20 protein-coding genes are annotated in these 19,062 nt (G+C 72.8%); 12 read left to right on the top strand and 8 right to left on the bottom strand.

Features of this window, described 5'->3' with window-relative positions; translation table 11 throughout:
* A complete protein-coding gene (nadC, locus tag AB0O21_RS02770; protein WP_365165329.1) occupies positions 1-969 on the top strand; it encodes a carboxylating nicotinate-nucleotide diphosphorylase in 969 nt (322 codons plus the stop codon).
* Between the two features lie 3 nt (positions 970-972).
* Positions 973-1,782: a type III pantothenate kinase gene (locus AB0O21_RS02765; RefSeq protein WP_365165327.1), complete on the top strand. Its 810-nt coding sequence runs from the start codon at positions 973-975 to the stop codon at positions 1,780-1,782.
* On the opposite strand, the gene AB0O21_RS02760 is transcribed toward AB0O21_RS02765, so the two are convergent.
* A complete protein-coding gene (locus AB0O21_RS02760; protein WP_365165324.1) occupies positions 1,779-1,979 on the bottom strand; it encodes a hypothetical protein in 201 nt (66 codons plus the stop codon). The two genes, AB0O21_RS02765 and AB0O21_RS02760, sit on opposite strands and share 4 nt — an antisense overlap.
* Before the next feature lie 352 nt (positions 1,980-2,331).
* On the opposite strand from AB0O21_RS02760, the gene AB0O21_RS02755 reads away from it, so the two are divergent.
* Positions 2,332-3,453: a DUF5937 family protein gene (locus AB0O21_RS02755; protein WP_365165322.1), complete on the top strand. Its 1,122-nt coding sequence runs from the start codon at positions 2,332-2,334 to the stop codon at positions 3,451-3,453.
* Between the two features lie 152 nt (positions 3,454-3,605).
* The gene (locus AB0O21_RS02750) at positions 3,606-5,153 is read left to right on the top strand and encodes a M28 family metallopeptidase (RefSeq protein ID WP_365165320.1); all 1,548 of its coding nucleotides are present in this window, start codon (positions 3,606-3,608) and stop codon (positions 5,151-5,153) included.
* A gap of 95 nt (positions 5,154-5,248) precedes the next feature.
* Here the strand turns inward: AB0O21_RS02750 and AB0O21_RS02745 are convergent, their stop codons facing one another.
* On the bottom strand, positions 5,249-6,241 hold the full coding sequence (locus AB0O21_RS02745) for an SAM-dependent methyltransferase (protein ID WP_365165317.1): 993 nt from the start codon (positions 6,239-6,241) through the stop codon (positions 5,249-5,251).
* A 107-nt stretch (positions 6,242-6,348) separates the two neighbouring features.
* Here AB0O21_RS02745 and AB0O21_RS02740 point away from each other — a divergent pair, with 107 nt between their 5' ends.
* The 3 genes from AB0O21_RS02740 to AB0O21_RS02730 all read left to right on the top strand — a co-directional run bounded on the left by AB0O21_RS02740 (position 6,349) and on the right by AB0O21_RS02730 (position 9,396).
* Positions 6,349-7,548, top strand: a complete 1,200-nt coding sequence (locus tag AB0O21_RS02740) for a sensor histidine kinase (RefSeq protein WP_365165314.1) — start codon at positions 6,349-6,351, stop codon at positions 7,546-7,548.
* A gap of 25 nt (positions 7,549-7,573) precedes the next feature.
* Positions 7,574-8,254, top strand: coding sequence for a response regulator transcription factor (locus tag AB0O21_RS02735; RefSeq protein WP_365165312.1), 681 nt, complete (start codon positions 7,574-7,576; stop codon positions 8,252-8,254).
* Positions 8,255-8,337: 83 nt separating this feature from the next.
* Complete coding sequence (locus tag AB0O21_RS02730; RefSeq protein WP_365165310.1) at positions 8,338-9,396, top strand: endonuclease/exonuclease/phosphatase family protein; 1,059 nt, start codon at positions 8,338-8,340, stop codon at positions 9,394-9,396.
* A gap of 55 nt (positions 9,397-9,451) precedes the next feature.
* On the opposite strand, the gene AB0O21_RS02725 is transcribed toward AB0O21_RS02730, so the two are convergent.
* From AB0O21_RS02725 to AB0O21_RS02715, 3 genes are all read right to left on the bottom strand, one after another.
* The gene (locus tag AB0O21_RS02725) at positions 9,452-10,081 is read right to left on the bottom strand and encodes a hypothetical protein (protein ID WP_365165307.1); all 630 of its coding nucleotides are present in this window, start codon (positions 10,079-10,081) and stop codon (positions 9,452-9,454) included.
* Between the two features lie 135 nt (positions 10,082-10,216).
* Positions 10,217-11,491 carry a PH domain-containing protein gene (locus AB0O21_RS02720; RefSeq protein ID WP_365165304.1) on the bottom strand — a complete coding sequence of 425 codons (1,275 nt, stop codon included), beginning with the start codon at positions 11,489-11,491 and terminating at the stop codon, positions 10,217-10,219.
* 212 nt (positions 11,492-11,703) lie between these two features.
* Entirely contained in the window at positions 11,704-12,195 is a 492-nt protein-coding gene (locus AB0O21_RS02715) for a PH domain-containing protein (RefSeq protein ID WP_365165301.1), read from the bottom strand.
* A 31-nt stretch (positions 12,196-12,226) separates the two neighbouring features.
* Here AB0O21_RS02715 and AB0O21_RS02710 point away from each other — a divergent pair, with 31 nt between their 5' ends.
* From AB0O21_RS02710 to AB0O21_RS02690, 5 genes are all read left to right on the top strand, one after another.
* On the top strand, positions 12,227-13,369 hold the full coding sequence (locus AB0O21_RS02710) for an NADH-quinone oxidoreductase subunit D (protein ID WP_365165298.1): 1,143 nt from the start codon (positions 12,227-12,229) through the stop codon (positions 13,367-13,369).
* 46 nt (positions 13,370-13,415) lie between these two features.
* Positions 13,416-14,264 (top strand): arylamine N-acetyltransferase, encoded by an 849-nt coding sequence (locus AB0O21_RS02705; RefSeq protein ID WP_365165296.1) that lies wholly within the window; start codon positions 13,416-13,418, stop codon positions 14,262-14,264.
* A 29-nt stretch (positions 14,265-14,293) separates the two neighbouring features.
* Positions 14,294-14,509, top strand: coding sequence for a hypothetical protein (locus AB0O21_RS02700; RefSeq protein ID WP_365165294.1), 216 nt, complete (start codon positions 14,294-14,296; stop codon positions 14,507-14,509).
* 70 nt (positions 14,510-14,579) lie between these two features.
* Positions 14,580-14,915 carry a hypothetical protein gene (locus AB0O21_RS02695; protein WP_365165292.1) on the top strand — a complete coding sequence of 112 codons (336 nt, stop codon included), beginning with the start codon at positions 14,580-14,582 and terminating at the stop codon, positions 14,913-14,915.
* 84 nt (positions 14,916-14,999) lie between these two features.
* Positions 15,000-16,253 (top strand): alpha/beta hydrolase, encoded by a 1,254-nt coding sequence (locus tag AB0O21_RS02690; protein WP_365165290.1) that lies wholly within the window; start codon positions 15,000-15,002, stop codon positions 16,251-16,253.
* On the opposite strand, the gene AB0O21_RS02685 is transcribed toward AB0O21_RS02690, so the two are convergent.
* The 3 genes from AB0O21_RS02685 to AB0O21_RS02675 all read right to left on the bottom strand — a co-directional run bounded on the left by AB0O21_RS02685 (position 16,250) and on the right by AB0O21_RS02675 (position 19,061).
* Positions 16,250-17,245 (bottom strand): hypothetical protein, encoded by a 996-nt coding sequence (locus AB0O21_RS02685; protein ID WP_365165287.1) that lies wholly within the window; start codon positions 17,243-17,245, stop codon positions 16,250-16,252. The genes AB0O21_RS02690 and AB0O21_RS02685 overlap by 4 nt on opposite strands.
* A 99-nt stretch (positions 17,246-17,344) precedes the next feature.
* Complete coding sequence (locus AB0O21_RS02680; protein WP_365165285.1) at positions 17,345-18,331, bottom strand: ABC transporter substrate-binding protein; 987 nt, start codon at positions 18,329-18,331, stop codon at positions 17,345-17,347.
* 64 nt (positions 18,332-18,395) lie between these two features.
* Positions 18,396-19,061, bottom strand: a complete 666-nt coding sequence (locus tag AB0O21_RS02675; protein ID WP_365165446.1) for an ABC transporter permease — start codon at positions 19,059-19,061, stop codon at positions 18,396-18,398.
* Between the last annotated feature and the right edge of the window lies 1 nt (position 19,062).

Here is a 19,062-nt window from a genome sequence, read left to right as displayed (position 1 = left end):
GTGAGCACCCCCGAACTTCCCCTGATCGACCAGAACGACGGCGGCTGCGGCGACGACTGCGCCTGCGGCGACGGCGAGGAGACCGGGCTGGACCCGGCGCTGGCCCAGCTGCTGGTGGACGCGGGCCTCGACCCCATCGAGGTCGAGGACATCGCCCACATGGCGCTCTCCGAGGACCTGGACGGCGGGGTCGACGTGACCACCGTGGCCACCGTCCCCGAGGACGCCGAGGCCGTCGCCGACTTCGTCGCGCGCGAGGACGGCGTCGTGGCGGGCCTGCGCATCGCCGAGGCCGTGTTCTCCGTGGTCTGCACGGAGGCCTTCGAGGTGGAGCGGCACGCGGAGGACGGCGACGCCGTCAAGGCCGGCGAGGTGCTCCTCTCGGTCCGCGCCCGCACCCGCGACCTGCTGACCGCCGAGCGCAGCGCGCTGAACATCCTGTGCCGCCTGTCGGGCATCGCGACGGCCACCCGCCGCTGGTCCGACGTCCTGGAGGGCACGGCGGCCCGGGTCCGCGACACCCGCAAGACCACGCCCGGCCTGCGCGCGCTGGAGAAGTACGCGGTCCGCTGCGGCGGCGGCGTCAACCACCGCATGTCGCTGTCGGACGCCGCGCTGGTCAAGGACAACCACGTGATCGCCGCGGGCGGCGTCGCGCAGGCCTTCAACGCCGTGCGCGAGGCCTTCCCGGACGTCCCGATCGAGGTCGAGGTCGACACGATGCACCAGGTCCGCGAGGTCCTGGACGCGGGCGCCGACCTGATCCTGCTGGACAACTTCACCGTCCCGGAGACCGAGGAGGCCGTCACCCTGGTGGCCGGCCGCGCGGTGCTGGAGTCCTCGGGCCGCCTCACGCTGGACACCGCCCGGGCGTACGCCGAGACGGGGGTGGACTACCTCGCGGTCGGCGGGCTGACCCACTCCTCGCCGATCCTGGACATCGGCCTCGATCTGCGCGAGGCGGTGTAACCCGTGCTCCTCACCATCGACGTAGGCAACACCCACACGGTCCTGGGCCTGTTCGACGGTGACGAGATCGTCGAGCACTGGCGCATCTCGACCGACCCGCGTCGCACGGCCGACGAGATGGCCGTGCTGATGCAGGGCCTGATGGGCATGCACCCGATGCTCGGCAGCGAGCTGGGCGACGGGATCCACGGCATCGCGATCTGCTCGACGGTGCCGTCGGTCCTGCACGAGCTGCGCGAGGTCACCCGCCGCTACTACGGCGACGTCCCGGCGGTGCTGGTGGAACCCGGCATCAAGACGGGCGTGCCGATCCTGATGGACAACCCGAAGGAGGTCGGGGCGGACCGCATCATCAACGCGGTCGCGGCGGTCGAGCTCTTCGGGGGCCCGGCGATCGTGGTCGACTTCGGTACGGCGACCACCTTCGACGCGGTGTCCGCGAAGGGCGAGTACGTGGGCGGGGTGATCTCCCCCGGCATCGAGATCTCGATGGAGGCGCTCGGCGTACGGGGTGCGCAGCTGCGCAAGATCGAGCTGGCCCGGCCGCGGAACGTGATCGGCAAGTCCACGGTCGAGGCGATGCAGTCGGGCGTGGTCTACGGGTTCGCGGGCCAGGTCGACGGGATCGTGAACCGGATGGCGCGCGAGCTGGCGGGCCCGGCCGGGGACCCGTCCGACGTGCGGGTCATCGCCACGGGCGGCCTGGCGCCGATCGTCCTCGGGGAGTCCTCGGTGATCGACGACCACGAGCCGTGGCTGACGCTGATCGGGCTGCGGCTGGTGTACGAGCGCAACGCGCCGAACTTCGACTAGCGGATCCGCAGGAGTCTGGCCGCCGCCGCCCGCCAGGGGTGCCCTGCCGGGCGGCCGTCGAGCACCGCCTGGAACTGCTCGTACGAGCGGGTGGCGCGGAGGACGGCGAGGTCGTCGCGGCCGGGTGGGGGTGGCGGGGGGTCGCCGTGCTGGGACGCCCGCCAGGCGTCTACGAGGTACTGCTCCATGGAAGTCATGCCTCCACCCTGCGCCTGCCGGTGCCGACCCGCACGACGATTGACGGCCCGCGTCAATCGGGCGCCGCTGCCGCTGCGCGGGGCCTTTCCCCACCCCGCCCCTTCCCGAAACTGGGGCTCCGCCCCAGACCCCGCTCCTCAAACGCCGGAGGGGCTGAAATCGCCCTGCGGGCAATCCAGCAGGCCCGGGCGCTACCCGCGGTTGCAGGCTGACGCCGGCCACATCCAGCCCCGCCGGCGTTTGAGGCGCGGGGTCCGGGGCGGAGCCCCGGGAGCGGAGCCGCAGGCGAACCACCCGGAGGGACCCGGCGGGCCGCACCGGCCGCGCCGCCCCGCCCGGGAGAATGGCCCGATGAGCGTCACCATCGACATCGCCGGCCTGCCCGCGGGACGGATCTCCTTCGCGCCCTCCCCGCTCGCAGAGCTCTGCATGGCGTTGCACGCGCTCAACCAGCCCGCCCATCACCCCGCGCTCACCTCCTGGACCACCGCCACCACCGCCGCGCTCGATCCGGGCCTCGCGGACCGGCTGCTGGAGGCGGACTTCATGTGGCGGAGTTCCTTCTCCGACATCTTCATGGCCTTCGCCGGGATCCCCGGCGGGACCGGGCTGCCCGCCGGGACGCTGGCCGCGGAGCTCGACGTACTCGACCGGCTGGACGACGAGCGGTTCGTCATGGCCGCCCTGGAGCACTGCTGGCTCGCGCTGTACGACGAGGGCCTGCCCTCCCCCCTCACGGACCCCCGCGCCCGGGCCAAGGCCCTGGAGACGGCCGCCGCCCGCGGCCCCCGGCAGCTGGACTTCTCCCTGCGGCTGCTGGACGACCCGGCCGGGGTCCGGGTGTGGATGCGGCGCCTGCTGGAGGACTGCGACGAGGCCTTCTTCGCCGAGACCTGGCGGCGGGTGGAGCCCGGCCAGAGCGCGGACGCCCGGCACAAGACGGAGGTGCTGCGCCACAAGGGGCTGCCGGCCGCGCTGAAGGAGGTCTCCTCCGCGCTGAGCGTGGACGAGGCCCGGACCACCATCACCGCCGACAAGATGGTCAACGGCTCGACCACCGCCACCGATCCGCGAATAGGCGCCGGGCTGGTCTTCGTACCGACCAACTTCGGCTGGCCGCACCTGCTCGTGCTGCACGCGCCGGGCTGGCGTCCGGTGGTCCACTATCCGCTCGGCACCCCCGAACCGGTCTCCGCACCGGGCTCGGTGGAGCTGCTCCAGCGGCGGATGGAGGCCCTCGCCCATCCGATGCGGATGCGGCTGTGCCGGAGTCTGGCGCGGGCCCCGTACACGACGAGCGAGTTGGCGACCGTGTACGGCATCACCGCGCCGGAGGTGTCGCGGCACCTGTCCGTCCTGAAAAAGGCCGGTCTGCTCCATACGCGACGCCAAGGCCGGTACGTCCAGCATCAGTTGGATCTGGCCGCCGTGGCGCGCATCGGGTCGGACTTCATCGAGGGCATCCTCCGCTAGGGCCGGAGCTGCCCCGAAGATGCCGCCAAGTCGCCGATATACGGAATTCATAAACCGGAATCAGTGAAAAGTCTGGCCAGAGTGGCCCGTTGCTGTCTAACGTGCGTCCACCGCTCCTCCCTGCTCGCACTTTTGCCGTGGAAGGACCCTGCATGCCCTCACGCCGTATAGCCGCAGCGACCGCCGCCCTGGCCGCCGCGGCCCTTGTCTCCCCGCTGATGCTCGCCGGCCCGGCCGGCGCGACCAGCCCCGCGAGCGACGCCGCCCGGGCTGACGCACTGGCCAGGAAACTGGTGAAGGACTCGACCGGCAAGGGCGCCTACAACCACCTGAAGGTCTTCCAGTCGATCGCGGACTACAACAACGGCACCCGCGTGGCCGGTTCCAAGGGCCACGAGCAGTCCGCCAAGTACGTCGAGGCCGTGATGAAGGCGGCCGGCTACCAGGTCACGAAGAACGAGTTCGAGTTCGTGTACGTCGAGTCGATCGCCGAGAAGCTCACGGTGAACGGCGCGAACGCGCACGACGTCCCGATCCACCTGATGACGTACACGGCGAACTCCCCGGCCGGGGGCGTCACCGCCCAGGTCGCCGCCGCCCCCGTCGACGCGGACGGGACGAACGGCTGCGAGCCGGGCGACTTCGCCGCCGGCGCCTTCACCGGCAAGGTCGCCCTGATCAAGCGCGGCGGCTGCACGTTCGCGACGAAGCAGACCAACGCGGCAGCCGCGGGCGCGGTCGGCGCGGTCATATACAACAACACCGACGGCGCCCTGAACGGCACCCTCGGCGACCCGAACGTGGGCAAGATCCCGACCGGCGGCATCACCAAGGCCGACGGCGAGAAGCTCGCCGCCGACGTCGCGGCCGGCCCGGTCGAGGTCACCCTCGACATCCGTCAGCTGCGCGAGAACCGCAAGACGTACAACGTCGTCGCGGAGACCCGCGGCGGGGACGCGGACAACACCGTGTTCCTCGGCGCGCACCTCGACTCGGTCGCGGCGGGCCCGGGCATCAACGACAACGGTTCCGGCTCGGCCGGCATCCTCCAGGTCGCGCAGCGCCTCGCGAGCAGCCAGGACAAGATCAAGAACAAGGTCAAGTTCGCCTGGTGGTCGGCGGAGGAGTTCGGCCTGCTCGGCTCGGAGGCGTACGTCGACGGGCTGACCGAGGCACAGAAGAAGCAGATCAAGCTCTACCTGAACTTCGACATGATCGCCTCGCCGAACTCCGCGTACTTCGTCTACGACGGCGACGACTCGGACAAGACGGGCGCGGGCCCCGGCCCGGAGGGCTCCGCCCAGCTGGAGAAGGGGATCACCAGCTTCCTCGACTCCAAGAACATCCCGCACGAGGGCACGGACTTCTCCGGGCGCTCGGACTACGGCCCGTTCATCGCGGTGGGCATCCCGTCCGGCGGTACGTTCACGGGCGCCGAGGGCATCATGACGGCCGAGCAGGCCGCGAAGTTCGGCGGTCAGGCGGGTGTCGCCTACGACGTGAACTACCACGGCAAGGGTGACACCCTCGCGAACATCGACCAGAAGGCGCTCGACATCAACGTCGACGTCATCGCGGACGCGGTCGGCCACTACGCCTTCGACCTGGCGCCCCTGTCGAAGCCGGTCGTCTCCGAGCCGACCAGCGGCACGGGCAGCGGCGGCGGCCTGCACACCGGCCACGACGAGGTCGACCAGTAAGCGGAACCACGATGAGGGGCCGGCATCCCGTGCGGGGTGCCGGCCCCTTCCGCGTCACGCCGCGTCACGCCGGGTCACGCCGGGTCACGCCGGGGTCAGGTCAGCGGGCCGTCCGGCCACGGCCCGATCCCGGCCGGCTGGACCAGCCAGCCGAAGGCGCCCAGGCCCTCGCGGGCCGTCAGCTCCGCCGCCTCGCCCGCCGAGGCCAGGGCCCGGACGTAGCCGGCCGGATCCGTGGAGGCCAGGGCCAGCGGGGGGCGGGCGCCCGAGACGCCGAGGGCGGTCAGCGCCGCGCGCTGGGTCAGCAGCACCGCGCCGGGGCCCGCGCAGGAGTCCAGGGCCACGTGGGCGGTGACGTCGCAGCTGCCGTCCGGGACGGGCGGCACCTCGCGGCCCGCGCGGAAACCCGTCAGGGTGCCGTACGGGGGCCGGGCGTCCCGGGTGTGGGCGTAGTCCACCGCCACCGCCAGGCCCCGCTCCACGGTCGCCGCGGCGGCCGCCCACGCCTCGTCGCGGGCCCGGCCGATCTCGGCGCGGCCGGCCTGCTCGGCGCCGGGCCACCAGCGCTCCAGCCAGGCCCGGTCGGCGGCGTCGAGGGGGCCGCCCGGGGACTCCGTACCGTCGCGCGCGACCAGCACGTACCGCCCGTCCTCGGCCACCTCCAGCGGCACGTTGTCCAGCCACTCGTTGGCGAAGAGGAGCCCCATCGTCCGCTCGGGCGGCCGCGCCACCCACTGGATCCCCGGGTCGAGTCCGGCCGGCCGCTCCGCGCGCTCGACCGCGTACGGACGCACCCGCGCGGCCACCTCCGCGGGCAGCGCGGCGAGCACCCCCGCGACCAGCTCCCCGCGCCCGGCCCCCATGTCGACGAGGTCCAGCTCCCGCGGGTGACCGAGCGAGGCGTCCACCCACCGCAGCAGCCGGGCCACGGCCGCCGCGTACAGCCCCGAGGCGTGCACCGAGGTGCGGAAGTGCCCGGCGGGCCCGGCCCCGCCGGGGCGTACGTAGAAGCCGCCGGGGCCGTACAGGGCGGCTTCCATCGCGGTCCGCCACCGGACCGGTTCCCCGACTTCAGGCTGAGTGTTCATCACGCAAAGGTTAAGTTCACCGTCCACCTTGCGGAGTACGCCCCCCGTGCGAGGTTCGCACCTCTGGTTGACTCCAGCACCTGTCGCCGTTCCCTACTCTGGGTTACGTGCAGCGCCTCTACGACTTCCTCCGCAGACACCCGACGGGCGTCGACAGCTTCTGGGCTGTCCTCTTCTTCGGGGTGTCGATGCTGAACGTGGTGGGCATCGAAGGCAGCAAGACCTGGCGTCTCGCCATGGTCCCCGCGGTCCTCGCACTGAGCACCGCCGTGGCCCTGCGCCGCAAGTGGACGCAGGGCATGTTCTGGGTCACCCTCGGCGCCGGGATCTACCAGCTGGTCCTCGGTGCCGAAGCGGGCGTGTACGACTTCGCGATGCTCGTCATCCTCTTCACGGTCGCCGCGAGCGAGGTCCCCCGCTGGGTCTCCCGCACCGCCCTGGGCTGGGGGCTGGCCGCCGCCCCGCTCTACGCCTTGCGGTTCGGCGTGGACAAGGGGACGAGCGACGCGGACACCGTGCTGTTCACCATCTTCATGATCGTCCCCTTCGTGCTCGCCTGGGTGATGGGCGACTCGCTGCGCACCCGCCGCGCCTATTACGCCCAGCTCATCGAGCGCAACCAGCGGCTGGAGAAGGAGCGCGAGGCGCAGGCGAAGGTGGCGGTCGCCGCCGAGCGCGCCCGGATCGCCCGCGAGCTGCACGACGTCGTCGCGCACAACGTCTCGGTGATGGTGGTCCAGGCCGACGGAGCCGCGTACGTCATGGACGTGGCCCCCGAGCAGGCCAAGGAGGCCCTGCAGACGATCTCCGGGACCGGCCGCCAGGCACTGGCCGAGATGCGCCGGCTGCTGGGCGTACTGCGCACCGGCGAACCGCAGGAGTCCGAGGACTACGTGCCGCAGCCGGACGTCGAGCAGATCGAGGTCCTGGTGGAGCAGGTGCGGGCGGCGGGGCTCGCCGTGGACTTCGAGGTCGAGGGCGCGCCGCGGCGGCTGCCCAGCGGCGTGGAGCTGACGGCGTACCGGATCGTGCAGGAGGCGCTGACCAACACGCGCAAGCACGGCGGCCCGGACGCGAAGGCGAGCGTGCGGCTGGTCTACTTCGACGACGGGCTCGGCCTGCTCGTCGAGGACGACGGGCGGGGCGCGGCCCACGAGTTGTACGAGGACGGCGGCGCGGACGGCGCCGGGCACGGGCTGATCGGCATGCGCGAGCGGATCGGTATGGTCGGCGGAACCCTGGACGCGGGGCCGCGGCCGGGCGGCGGCTTCCGGATCAGCGCGCTGCTCCCACTCAAGAAGCGATGAAGCGATGACGAGGACGAGGTAACCGATGTCCATCCGCGTGATGCTGGTAGACGACCAGGTGCTGCTGCGCACCGGTTTCCGGATGGTGCTGGCCGCACAGCCGGACATGGAGGTCGTCGCCGAGGCGGGCAACGGCCTGGAGGCGCTGGAGGTGCTGCGGGCCACGAAGGTGGACGTGGTGCTGATGGACGTCCGCATGCCGAAGCTCGACGGGGTCGAGGCGACGCGGCGGATCTGCGAGCCGGAGGAGCACCCGAAGGTCATCATCCTGACCACCTTCGACCTGGACGAGTACGCCTTCTCGGGTCTGAAGGCGGGCGCGAGCGGCTTCATGCTGAAGGACGTCCCGCCGGCCGAGCTGCTCGCGGCGATCCGCTCGGTGCACAGCGGGGACGCGGTGGTCGCCCCGTCCACGACGCGGCGGCTGCTGGACCGTTTCGCCCCGATGCTGCCGACAACCACGCAGGAGCCGCAGAACAAGGAGGTCGAGCGGCTGACGGAGCGCGAGCGCGAGGTCATGCTGCTGGTGGCCCAGGGGCTGTCGAACGGTGAGATCGCGGCCCGCCTCGTCCTGTCGGAGGCCACGGTGAAGACGCACGTGGGCCGCATCCTGACGAAGCTGAACCTGCGCGACCGCGTGCAGGTGGTGGTCCTGGCGTACGAGACGGGCCTGGTCCGGGCCGGGGGCGGCGGAGCGGGGGCGTAGCCACTCCTCCCGTTGATCATGAGATCCTCCGGGTCGCGGTGGCGGACACACGGTCCGCCGCCCTCCCAGGGGGGTTCACAGGCATGAGATCCATCGGACGGGCGGCGGGCGCGGCCGCGCTGGCGCTGGCGGCGGTACTCGTCTCGGCCGGGTCCGCGCCCGCGGGCGCGGGCGCGGACCCGGTGCCCACCACCGTGAAGACGTACACGGTGTGGCACTGGAACGTGGCCGGGCACAAGATCAACAAGGGGCTGGACGGCACCGCGTCGACCGACGCCGTCTGGGAGGCCAACGGCGCCCGCTGGATGGTCGACGAGGCCGTCGGCTCGATCAAGACGCAGAACCCGGACTTCGTCTCCTTCAACGAGATCTGCCGCGGCCAGTACGAGGAGATCCGCGGCAAGCTGAGCTCCGGCGCCACCCCGTGGACCGAGGCCGCAAGCTTCGCCCGCTTCGCGACCACCCACGCGGCCGGCACCACCGTCTGCAACGGCGAGGCCTTCGGCAACGCCCTGTTCAGCAAGGCGGAGCTGGGCATCTCGCGCACCTACGTGCTGCCCGCCGACTACACGCAGGCCGAGGCGGACTCGGGCGGCTACACCGAGGACCGCAGCATGCTGTGCGCGCCGCTGGCCGCCCAGCCGAAGATGAAGTTCTGCACGACGCACATCACCGGCTCGAACCGGCGCCTGCCCGAGCCCACGTCGCCGAAGATCAACGGCCAGCAGCTCAACGCGGTGCGGGACATCCTCGACGGATTCACCGCCGCCGGCGAGTCGTACCTCGTCGCGGGTGACTTCAACGCCCAGCCCGGCTTCGCCCGGCTGGGCCCGCTGATGGAGGGGCGGACCGAGCTCGACGGCGCCGATCCCGCGCACTGCCCGGGGTACGGCGAGTGGACCGCGCTCGACGACCCGGCGACCCCGGACTCGAACCCGACCCCGTGTGCCGAGAACCTGGGCAATCCGAAGATCGACCTGATCCTCGCCCCGACCGGGCAGCTCGCCCCGGACAGCACCTACACCGCCGACTCGAAGGCGATCCCGACGCGGTGCTCGATCGACGGCGGCAAGACCCTGCAGCTGTGCTCCGACCACCGGGTGCTGACGGGCACCGCCACCCTGACGGTCCGAACGGACTGACGCCGGGGGCGGCGGAGCGGGCTGACCCGCGCCGCCGCCGGCCGGTCACACGGCACTAGCTGCGCTGGACGAACTCGCAGGTGTTCGGGACGACGGTGTCCAGGCTGGCCGCATCGGCCAGCAGGACATCGAAGTCGAAGGGGCTCTCACCGCAATCGACCCTGTCGAAGCCGCCGTTGCGGCTGATGATGGTGTCGTTGCCGCCCCGTCCTTCGAAGGTGTTGGAGCCGGGCGCGGCGTTCCAGCCGTCGGAGTCGAGGAGCCGGTCGGGGCCGCTGCCGCCGTAGATCTTGTCGTCGCCCTCCCCGCCGGTGATGTCGCTCGCGATGGACGTGCTGTTGGTGGCCGTATCGTTCCGGTCGCCCAGCGAGGCCTGGATGCGGGACACGCTCCCCGCCGATCCGCAGCGGACGATGTGGGGATCGTTGTTGAACCGCGCACAGCCCGGGCCGGGGATCAGATTGCTCGTGCTGTCTTCCACTTGGAGGAGTCCGCCGACGCTGCTGAAGGTGACGGTGTTCGTCTCCCCGGGCTGCGCGGTGTACAGGATCTGGCTGCCGTTGCGCGTCACCAGTGCGGGGTCGGCGAAGGCCGGGCCGGCGAAGGCCATCGTCGCGGTGAGCGCTGCCACGGCCGGAACGGCGAAGCGGGCGGTACGCGCGAAGCGGGAAGCGGTCGGGTGCATGTGCTGTTCCTTGGGTTCGGCGGGCGCGGACCAGGTCGAGGATCCGCCGCCCCCTTCGCTACCCGTAGCGGCCGATACTCTCTTCCCGTAATCGGACAGTTACCTCGTGTGCCCCATGCGACCCCCCGTCCGGCCCTAGGCCATCCAGCGGTCCGGACGGGCCGAGGCCCGGGAGGTCCGCGAGCGCTCGGCCTGCGCGTGCAGCAGCCCGGACGCCTCCGCCGCCGGCCGCAGCCGGGCGGTGACCGTGCCGTTCGCGCCGGTGTCCACGTGGACGTCGGCCAGGCCGCGGGCCCGTTCCCAGGGGCCCTGGGTGAGCCGGACGCTCTGCACCTTGGCGTGCGGGACGATCTCCGTACGCCGGCACAGCCGGCCGTGCCGGGTCGCGAACACCTCCGGGGAGACGGCCAGGGCGTACCCCTTCCACCACACCGGGACCACCCAGCGGGCGCCGGCCCGCGGGGAGCCGGTGAAGGAGAGCGCGGCGAGGTCCGCCCCCGGCAGGACCCGGGCGATCACGGCGTGGGCGGCGGCCCGCGAGGCCACCGGGACCAGCAGCCCGTTCTTCGAGCCCGCCACGGCCAGCTCCACGCGGACCCAGCCGCGCCGCCGCCACAGCAGCGGCTCCACGATCCGTACGCTCTGCACCCGGCCCGGCGGCACCGTCTCGTGGGCCCGGTCCAGCAGCCCGTGGTCCAGGCGCAGCCCGTCGGGGGACTCGGCGACCGTCCAGTCGTACTCGGTGAGGAAGCGGCCGCCGCTGCCCTTCCAGAGCGCGCCGAACACCGGGAGCAGAACGACGAGGGCCACCCACGGGCTGCGGCTGAACCACCACACGAGCACGGGCGCGAGCAGCCCGGCGGCCAGCACGGCCAAGGAGCCGAGGCTCAGCACCATGGACAAGGCGAGGTCGCGCGGCCCGACCCGCAGCAGCTCCCGCTCGGGCGCCTGCCCCAGGCTCACCGCCTCCTCGGGGGCGAAGCCGGCGGCCCGGGCGAGGAGCTCGGCGCGCAGGGCGACGGCCTCCCGCTCGCCGAGGAAGGACAGCTCGTCCTTGGCCTCGGTACCGATCACGTCGAGCCGCAGGGTGGCGACCCCGGCCACCCGGGCCAGCAGCGGCCGGGTGACGTCGACCGCCTGGATCCGGTCGAGGCGGATGTGCGCGGTACGGCGGAAGATCAGCCCGCTGCGGATGCGCAGCTCGGTGTCGGTGATGGCGTAGTGGGTGAACCACCAGCTCAGGAACCCGTACGCGCCGAAGACCAGGACCAGCCCGAGCACGCCCGCCACCCGGAGCCCGGCGGACAGCTCCGCGATCCACTCCCCGGCGCGGTCGCCCTGCTGGGCCATGACACCGACGGTGGCGGCGATCGGCACCCAGGCCCGCCGCAACGGGGTGAAGGGGTGCAACCGCCCCCCGCCGGCGGCGGGCTCGGCGGGGGGCGGTGGCTCCGCACCCCCAGGGCCAGAGGCCGACGGGGCCGCGCCCGCAGGGGCGGAGGGCGGCGGGGCCGCACCCCCAGGGCCGGAGGCCGACGGGGCCGCGCCCGCAGGGGCGGAGGGCGGCGGGGCCGCGCCGGCAGGGGCGGGGGGCGGCGGGGTTTCGTCCGCCGGACCGGAGGTCACAGGCCTGCCGACCTTGACTCGCCGAGGGCGGTGAGGCGGTCGCGCAGGCGTTCCGCCTCGGCCGGGGCCAGGCCGGGGATCTTGGCGTCCGTGGCGGCGGCCGCCGTGTGCAGCTGTACGGAGGCCAGCCCGAAGCGCCGCTCCAGCGGTCCCGAGGTCACCTCGACCAGCTGCATCCGCCCGTACGGGACCACGGTCTGCTCCCGCCACAGCACGCCCCGGCTGATCAGCAGGTCGTCCGCGCGCTCGGCGTACCGCCAGGACCGCCAGTTCCGGCCCAGCAGCACCCAGCCCCAGGCCGCGGCCGCCGGCCAGACCAGCGCGAGGGCCGCCCACGCCGGCCCCGCCAGCAGGCCGGCCAGGACACCGGTCGCCACCGCGAACAGCACCGTCCAGACCGCCAGCAGCACCCGCCGCAGCGCGAGCAGCCCGCCCGGCAGCCCCACCCACCCGGGCGACGCCGTCTCACCCACTGTCCCCGTATCCATCCCCACACCCTAGGGCTGAGACAATGCCCGCATGACGGAGACCACGGTCGGCATCGGCGGCGCGGCGGAGAGCACCGACATGGTGCTCAACATCGGCCCCCAGCACCCTTCCACGCACGGCGTGCTGCGCCTGCGCCTCGTCCTGGACGGGGAGCGGATCGTCAGCGCCGACCCGGTGGTCGGCTATATGCACCGCGGCGCGGAGAAGCTCTTCGAGGCCCGCGACTACCGGCAGATCGTGATGCTCGCGAACCGCCACGACTGGCTGTCCGCGTTCTCCAACGAGCTCGGCGTGGTCATGGCCGTCGAGCGGATGCTCGGCATGGAGGTCCCCGAGCGCGCGGTGTGGATGCGCACGCTCCTCGCCGAGCTGAACCGGGTCCTGAACCACCTGATGTTCCTCGGCTCCTACCCCCTCGAACTCGGCGGCATCACTCCGATCTTCCACGCGTTCCGCGAGCGCGAGGAGCTCCAGGCCGTCATGGAGGAGATCTCCGGCGGCCGCATGCACTACATGTTCAACCGCGTCGGCGGCCTCAAGGAGGACCTCCCGGCCGGCTGGCTCGGGCGGGCCCGCGAGGCCATCGCCGACGTCCGCACGCGGATGGACGTCTACGACAAGCTGGTCCACGGCAACGAGATCTTCCGCGGCCGCACGCGCGGCGTCGGCGTCCTGTCTCAGGAGGCGGTGCACGCGTACGGGGTCTCCGGCCCGATCGCCCGCGCCTCCGGCGTCGACTTCGACCTGCGCCGCGACGAGCCGTACCTGGCCTACGGCGAGCTCCAGGACGTCCTGAAGGTGGTCACCCGCACCGAGGGCGACTGCCTGGCCCGCTTCGAGGTCCTCCTCGACCAGACCCACAACGCGCTCGACCTGGCCGTGGCCTGCCTGGACCGGATGGCCGACCTGCCGGCCGGCCCGATCAACCAGCGGCTGCCCAAGGTGCTCAAGGCGCCCGAGGGAGCCACGTACGCCTGGACCGAGAACCCCCTCGGCATCAACGGCTACTACCTGGTCTCGAAGGGCGAGAAGACCCCGTACCGGCTGAAGCTGCGCAGCGCCTCCTACAACAACATCCAGGCGCTGTCGGTGCTCCTGCCCGGGCAGCTCGTCGCGGACATGGTGGCGATTCTGGGCTCGCTGTTCTTCGTCGTCGGCGACATCGACAAGTAGACACATAAGCCGACTTGAATGGTCATCAGCCCTTTAGGGTGGGCTGATGACCACCACGACTGGCATATTCGACGGCTACCTGCGGCGACTCGGCACGACCGGACCCCACACCCCGTCCGTCGAGGGGCTGTTCGCCCTCCAGCGGGCCCACCTCGAACGCGTCCCGTACGAGAACATCGACATCCAGCTGGGCCGCCCGCCGGGCATCGACCCCGAGCTGTCGGCCCGGCGCTTCGGCGCCGGGCGGGGCGGCTACTGCTTCCACCTCAACGGCGCCTTCGCCGCGCTCCTCGAATCGCTCGGGTACGACGTCACCCGGCACGTCGGCGCGGTCTACGAGGACCCCGACGTGCGGGAGATCAGCGGGAACCACCTGGCGCTGACCGTACGCGTCGACGGCGAGGCCTACTTCGTCGACGCCGGACTCGGCGACGGCCCGCACGAACCGCTGCCGCTGCGCGAGGGCAGCTACGAGCAGGGCGGGTTCCTCTACCGCCTGCAGCCGCTCGACGGCGCCGAGCAGGGCTGGACCTACCACAACACCGGCGGGCCCTTCCCCGTCATGAACTTCCGCTCCGCCCCGGCGACGATGGCCGACTTCGCCGACGAGCACCTGCGGCTGTCGACCGCGCCGGACTCCCCCTTCATCCGCACCTTCGCCGCGCTGCGTCGCGACGCCACGGGCATCGACCTGCTGCGCGGTCGGGTACTGACCCGCATCGACCCGGAGAAGGGCCCCGTCGAGCGGGAACTGGGCAGCCCCGAAGAGCTCTTCGACGCGCTGGCGACCGTCTTCGGACGCGAGCTCGACGACCTGACCCCCGCGGACCGGGTCACGCTGTGGGCCCGGGTCCAGCAGGCCCACGAGGCGTGGCTCGCCTCCCAGGAGGGCTGATGTCGGTGGGGCAGGGCAGACTGGGGGGCATGTCCCACTCCCCCCGTCGGGCCTGCCCCGCCTGCGGCCGCGACTGCGCCGTGACCGCCGGCCGGATCGCCCGCCACGACCCTCCCGCCGGGCGGAGCCGCGGCGACATGGTGTCCTGCCCCGGGTCGCGGGCCCGCGTGGTGCTGGGCGCCTCGGCGCCGGTGCTGGACGGCTTCGTGCTGTCCGAACACCCCGGGCAGCTCCCGCTGTTCTGAGTACGGGAGCCGTACGGGTTGAGTACCCGCCCGGGTCCCCGTAGCACCCGCCGCGGCACAGGATGGGGGCATGACCTGGAAGCAGCAGCCCGCCACCGTCTCCCCGCCGCCGTCGGAGGACAGGATCCAAATCCGGGCGCGGGCGATCCTGGCCCTCGTCCTGTTGCTGCCCGCGCTGTTCGCGGCGAAGTTCCTGCTGCTGGCCACGGACAGGGGCGGCCGCTGCTTCGTGGACGACATCGAGTGCGCGCCCTTTCCCATCGGGGCCTTCGGGGCGCTGCTCGCCGCCGTGGTGGTGTCCGCCGTCGCCGCGGTCGCCGCGCCCGCGCGCGAGGCGCGGATCGCGCTCCGCGTCCAGCTGGCGCTGGAGGCGGTGGCCGTGCTGCTCGTCCTGGCGTTCCCCTGAGGCTCCGTGCGGGGGTTTGCCCCCCTCAACCGGCGGGGGCCGCCCGGATGTTGGGGCGCGCGGGCCGACCGTAGCGTTCGGGTCATGACGCACACACGCATGCAGACGGCGTCCACGAAGCGGTGGCTGCGGCGCGGGGCCGCCGCCGTGGCCCTCGCGGCCGTACTCGGCGGGATCGCCGCCCCGGCGGCGCTGGCCGCCCCCACGACACCCGCCGCCGCCTCCCACGGCACGGCGGCGCGCGGCACCCTGCTCTCCGTGACCCCGGTCGGCTCCCTCGACCGCGCCGGCGTCGCCGCGTACCTCTCCGGCCTCGGCATGGACGCCGGCACCGTCCGGTACGGGATCACCGCCTACCGGCTGACCTACGCCACCGTCGACCCGCAGGGCCGCCCCACCACCGCCACCGGGCTCTTCGTCCTGCCGCAGGGCGGCCCGCACCGCCTCGACCTGGTCTCCGACACCCACGGCACCACCACCCACCGGAACGCCGCCCCTTCGGGCGGGGCCGGCTACAACCGGTTCACCCCGTACCTGCACGCCGCTTCCGGCCGGGCCGTCGCGGCCCCCGACTACCTGGGCCTCGGCGGCGGGCCCGGCTTCCACCCCTACATGGACACCGCGTCCTCCGTCACCGCCTCCGTGGACATGCTGCGGGCCGCCCGGACCGCCGGGGACCGGCTGGGCCGCCCCGTCACCCGGGACGTGTACGCCACCGGCTTCTCGCAGGGCGGGCAGGTGGCGATGGCCCTGGGCCGCGAACTCTCCCGCCCCGGCTCCGGCTTCAGGCTGCGCGCGCTGGCCCCGATGGCCGGGCCCTACGACCTGACCGGCTCCGAGATCCCCGGCATCACCGACGGCCGGGTCGCACCGCGCACCGCCGTCTTCTACCTCACGTACGCCCTCACTGCACAGAACCGGTTGCACCCGCTCTACAAGGACCCAGCCGAGGTGTTCCGCGCACCTTATGCACAGGCTGTGGAAAGTCTGTTCGACGGGAGCCACCACGAGGAGGAGATAGTCGCCGCGCTGCCCGCGACACCGCAGGAGCTGCTCACCCCGGAGTGGTACGAGAACATCCGCGCCCCGCACGGAGAACTGCTCGACTTCCTGAAGGCGAACGACGACGCGTGCGACTGGAAGCCGGTCGTCCCGGTACGCCTCTACACGGGCGCCGCCGACACCGACGTGCCGATCGCGAACACCCGCGCCTGCGCCGCCGACCTGGCCCGCCACGGGGTCCGGGCGCGGGTCGTCGACCAGGGTCCGGACGCCGACCACTTCACGACGGCGATCCGCTCGGCCCCGCAGGTGGCCCGCTGGTTCGACTCCGTCTAGGAGATGGCGCTGCGGAGCCGGGCCACGTCGATCGGCTCGGTCTCGTCGTGGGCCGTCAGGTCGATGACCTGGCCGGCCGGCCGGGCCGGCTCCAGCGCCGCCGCCGCGGGGGCCTGCGCGGTCTCCGCCTCGTGGACCGCGAGGGCCTCGGCGCCGACCACGTCGGCCAGGTCCTCGTTCTGGACCGCCTCGATGGCCGCGCGGGCCTGCGCCGCGTTCTTGGTGCCGAAGAAGTCGAAGCCGCCCTCGGCCCGGGAGGCCGGGCGCCGCTGGGAGGCGTACGGGGCCACGGGCGCCGCGGGCCGGCGCGCGGGGAGCGAAGCCGGACGGGCGTGGCTGTCGGCCGCGGGCAGCGCCGGGCGGGCCTGCTTCCCGGGCTCGGGGTCCGGCTCGGGCCGGGACGGCTTCTTGCGGGCCAGCGCGAGCATGGCCGCGTGGGCCCGTGCGTAGCCGACCGCGGTCGGCGCGCCCGCCGAGGTCAGCTCCTCGGTGACCGGCGGCAGTTCCTTCGGCGCGGGCGACTGGGCCGGGACGGCGGCGGCCTCGATCGCGAGCAGCCGGCGGCCCTCCAGGGCGCTGGCCCGCTCGGTCTCGGCGGTCGCGTACCGGCGCAGCAGCGAGGCGTGCTCGCCGCGCAGCCCCGCGAGTTCGACCCGCTTGGCGCGCAGCTTGGCTTCGAGCCTGCCGCGCAGCACCCGGGCCTCTTCGAGGTCGGATTCGAGCTCGGCTATCCGCTCTTCCGTCTTCCACTCGTCCTTGACCCGCTCGCGCGCGAGCTCCGCGACGCGCCGGCCCGCAGCCCGGTCCCAGGCCCGCATGACGACGGCGCCCGCGATTCCGGCCCCGGCCGTGAGGGCCACGAGCAGCCGTAGCGCCAGAGGTTCCGCGAGCAGCCAGGCGGCGCCGGCGCTCGCGACGGACACACCGGCGACGGTCGTCGGCGTGAGCAGCCGGTGCAGGGGTTCGGGGTTGCGGTGGCGTCCACGGGGCATGGCCTGAAATTTACAGGGCGTGGACCTCGAATGGGGTACCCGCCCGGGAAACTGTTCCCAGGCGGTTACCCGTCATTTCGTGCGCAAACCGCGTGACCGTTACTTCTTCACAAGGCCCTTGGACTCCAGATAGGCCTTGGCGACGTCCGCCGGCTTCGCGCGTTCCGCGTCGACCTTGCGGTTCAGCTCGACGAGGTCGGCCGTCGTGAGGGCCTTGGTCAGCTTGTCGAGGGCGCCCGCGATCTCCGGGGCCCCGGCGTCCTTGGCGTTGACCACGGGCAGCACGTTGTCGGCGTTCTGGAGCTTCTTGTCGTCCTCCAGCAGCACCAGGCCGTAGCTGTCGAGCGTGGCGTCGGTGGTCGTGGTGAGCACCAGCTGGTCGGCGCCGTCCTTGACGGCCTGCTTGGCCTGCGGGGTGCCGACTCCCTTCGGGTCAATAGCGGAAACCTGAATTCCGTATGTCTTGGTCAACCCAGGTGCGCAGAAGGGCCGGACGGCGCATTCGTCGCCCGCCGCGATCTTCACCTTGAGGCCTGACTTCCCGAGATCGGAAAGGGTCTTCAGGTTGTTCTTCTCCGCGAATTCCTTGGTCACCGCGAAGGCGTTCTGGTCGACCGCCGAACCGGCCGGCAGCGCCTTCAGACCGAGCGGGGCCGCGAGCTTCTCCAGGCCCGCCACGGTCGCCGCCACGTCGCTGGACGCCACCGGCTTCTCCTCCGGCGCCTTCGGGCCGTTCACCTTGGCGTTGAGGAACTCCGCGAGCGTGGCCGCGTACTCCGGGACGACGTCGATCTCGCCCTTCTCCAGCGACGGCTCGTACAGCTCGCGGTTGTTGACCGTCTTGATCGAGGTGCCGTAGCCGGCGTCCTTGAGGATCTGCGCGTACAGCTCCGCCAGCACGTTGGACTCGGTGAAGCCGGCGGCGCCGACCACCAGGGCGCCCTTCCCGCCGCCCGCGGCGGGGGTCCCGGAGGAGGAGCCGCCGTCCTTGCTCTTCTCCAGGCTGTCGCCGCCGCACGCGGCCAGCGACACCGTCAGCGCGAGGGCGCCCAGGGACGCGCCGAGGACGCGCGTGGTCTTGCTCATGGGGTAACTCCGTTCGAGGCGGGGGACAGAGGCGTGGAGCAGGTACGGGGAGCAGGTACGGGGATCAGCGCGGGCCCGTCCGCGGGAGCAGCCGCTCCGCGGCCACCAGCGCGCCCTCCACCAGCAGGGCGAGCGCCGCCACCAGCAGGGCGCCGGCGACGACCTGCGCGGTGTTGTAGGTGTTGAAGCCGGCCGTGATGATCCGGCCGAGACCGCCCTGGCCGACCATCGCCGCGATCGTGGCCGTGGCGACGACCTGCACGGCCCCGGAGCGCAGCCCGGTCAGCACCAGGCGGCGGGCGAGGGGGAGTTCGACGCGGAAGAACAGCTGGGGACCGGACATGCCCATGCCCCGCGCGGCCTCCACCACCGCGCGGTCCACCTCGCGCACGCCGACGTACGCGTTCGTCAGCAGCGGCGGTACGGCGAACAGCACGAGCGCGGCGATCGTCGGCAGGTAGCCCGCGTTGCGCAGCGGCGAGACCATGAACAGGGCCAGCACCGCGAAGACCGGCACGGCCCGCCCGACGTTCGACACGTTCACCGCGAGGGCCCCGCCCTTGCCGAGGTGGCCGAGCCACAGGCCGACGGGCAGCGCCACCGCGCAGGCGACCGCCAGGGCGATCCCGCTGACCCAGACGTGCTCGGCGAGCCGGTGCCAGACACCGCTCTCCCCCGACCAGTTGGCCCCGTCGGCCAGCCAGTCCCAGGCACCCCCCGCCACACCCAGC

Origin of the sequence: Streptomyces sp. NPDC091371 (assembly GCF_040684275.1) — a bacterium.
Taxonomy (GTDB): Bacteria; Actinomycetota; Actinomycetes; order Streptomycetales; family Streptomycetaceae; genus Streptomyces.
Note: the sequence above shows the minus strand (reverse complement) of the source record. Positions and strands in the feature narration are given on the sequence as shown.

Excerpts from the sequence above, each read along its gene's own strand:
- AB0O21_RS02760 (WP_365165324.1), bottom strand. The coding sequence starts at position 1,979 with ATGACTTCCATGGAGCAGTACCTCGTAGACGCCTGGCGGGCGTCCCAG.
- AB0O21_RS02755 (WP_365165322.1), top strand. The coding sequence starts at position 2,332 with ATGAGCGTCACCATCGACATCGCCGGCCTGCCCGCGGGACGGATCTCC.
- AB0O21_RS02750 (WP_365165320.1), top strand. The coding sequence starts at position 3,606 with ATGCCCTCACGCCGTATAGCCGCAGCGACCGCCGCCCTGGCCGCCGCG.
- AB0O21_RS02745 (WP_365165317.1), bottom strand. The coding sequence starts at position 6,241 with ATGAACACTCAGCCTGAAGTCGGGGAACCGGTCCGGTGGCGGACCGCG.
- AB0O21_RS02735 (WP_365165312.1), top strand. The coding sequence starts at position 7,574 with ATGTCCATCCGCGTGATGCTGGTAGACGACCAGGTGCTGCTGCGCACC.
- AB0O21_RS02730 (WP_365165310.1), top strand. The coding sequence starts at position 8,338 with ATGAGATCCATCGGACGGGCGGCGGGCGCGGCCGCGCTGGCGCTGGCG.
- AB0O21_RS02725 (WP_365165307.1), bottom strand. The coding sequence starts at position 10,081 with ATGCACCCGACCGCTTCCCGCTTCGCGCGTACCGCCCGCTTCGCCGTT.
- AB0O21_RS02715 (WP_365165301.1), bottom strand. The coding sequence starts at position 12,195 with ATGGATACGGGGACAGTGGGTGAGACGGCGTCGCCCGGGTGGGTGGGG.
- AB0O21_RS02710 (WP_365165298.1), top strand. The coding sequence starts at position 12,227 with ATGACGGAGACCACGGTCGGCATCGGCGGCGCGGCGGAGAGCACCGAC.
- AB0O21_RS02705 (WP_365165296.1), top strand. The coding sequence starts at position 13,416 with ATGACCACCACGACTGGCATATTCGACGGCTACCTGCGGCGACTCGGC.
- AB0O21_RS02700 (WP_365165294.1), top strand. The coding sequence starts at position 14,294 with ATGTCCCACTCCCCCCGTCGGGCCTGCCCCGCCTGCGGCCGCGACTGC.
- AB0O21_RS02695 (WP_365165292.1), top strand. The coding sequence starts at position 14,580 with ATGACCTGGAAGCAGCAGCCCGCCACCGTCTCCCCGCCGCCGTCGGAG.
- AB0O21_RS02690 (WP_365165290.1), top strand. The coding sequence starts at position 15,000 with ATGACGCACACACGCATGCAGACGGCGTCCACGAAGCGGTGGCTGCGG.
- AB0O21_RS02685 (WP_365165287.1), bottom strand. The coding sequence starts at position 17,245 with ATGCCCCGTGGACGCCACCGCAACCCCGAACCCCTGCACCGGCTGCTC.
- AB0O21_RS02680 (WP_365165285.1), bottom strand. The coding sequence starts at position 18,331 with ATGAGCAAGACCACGCGCGTCCTCGGCGCGTCCCTGGGCGCCCTCGCG.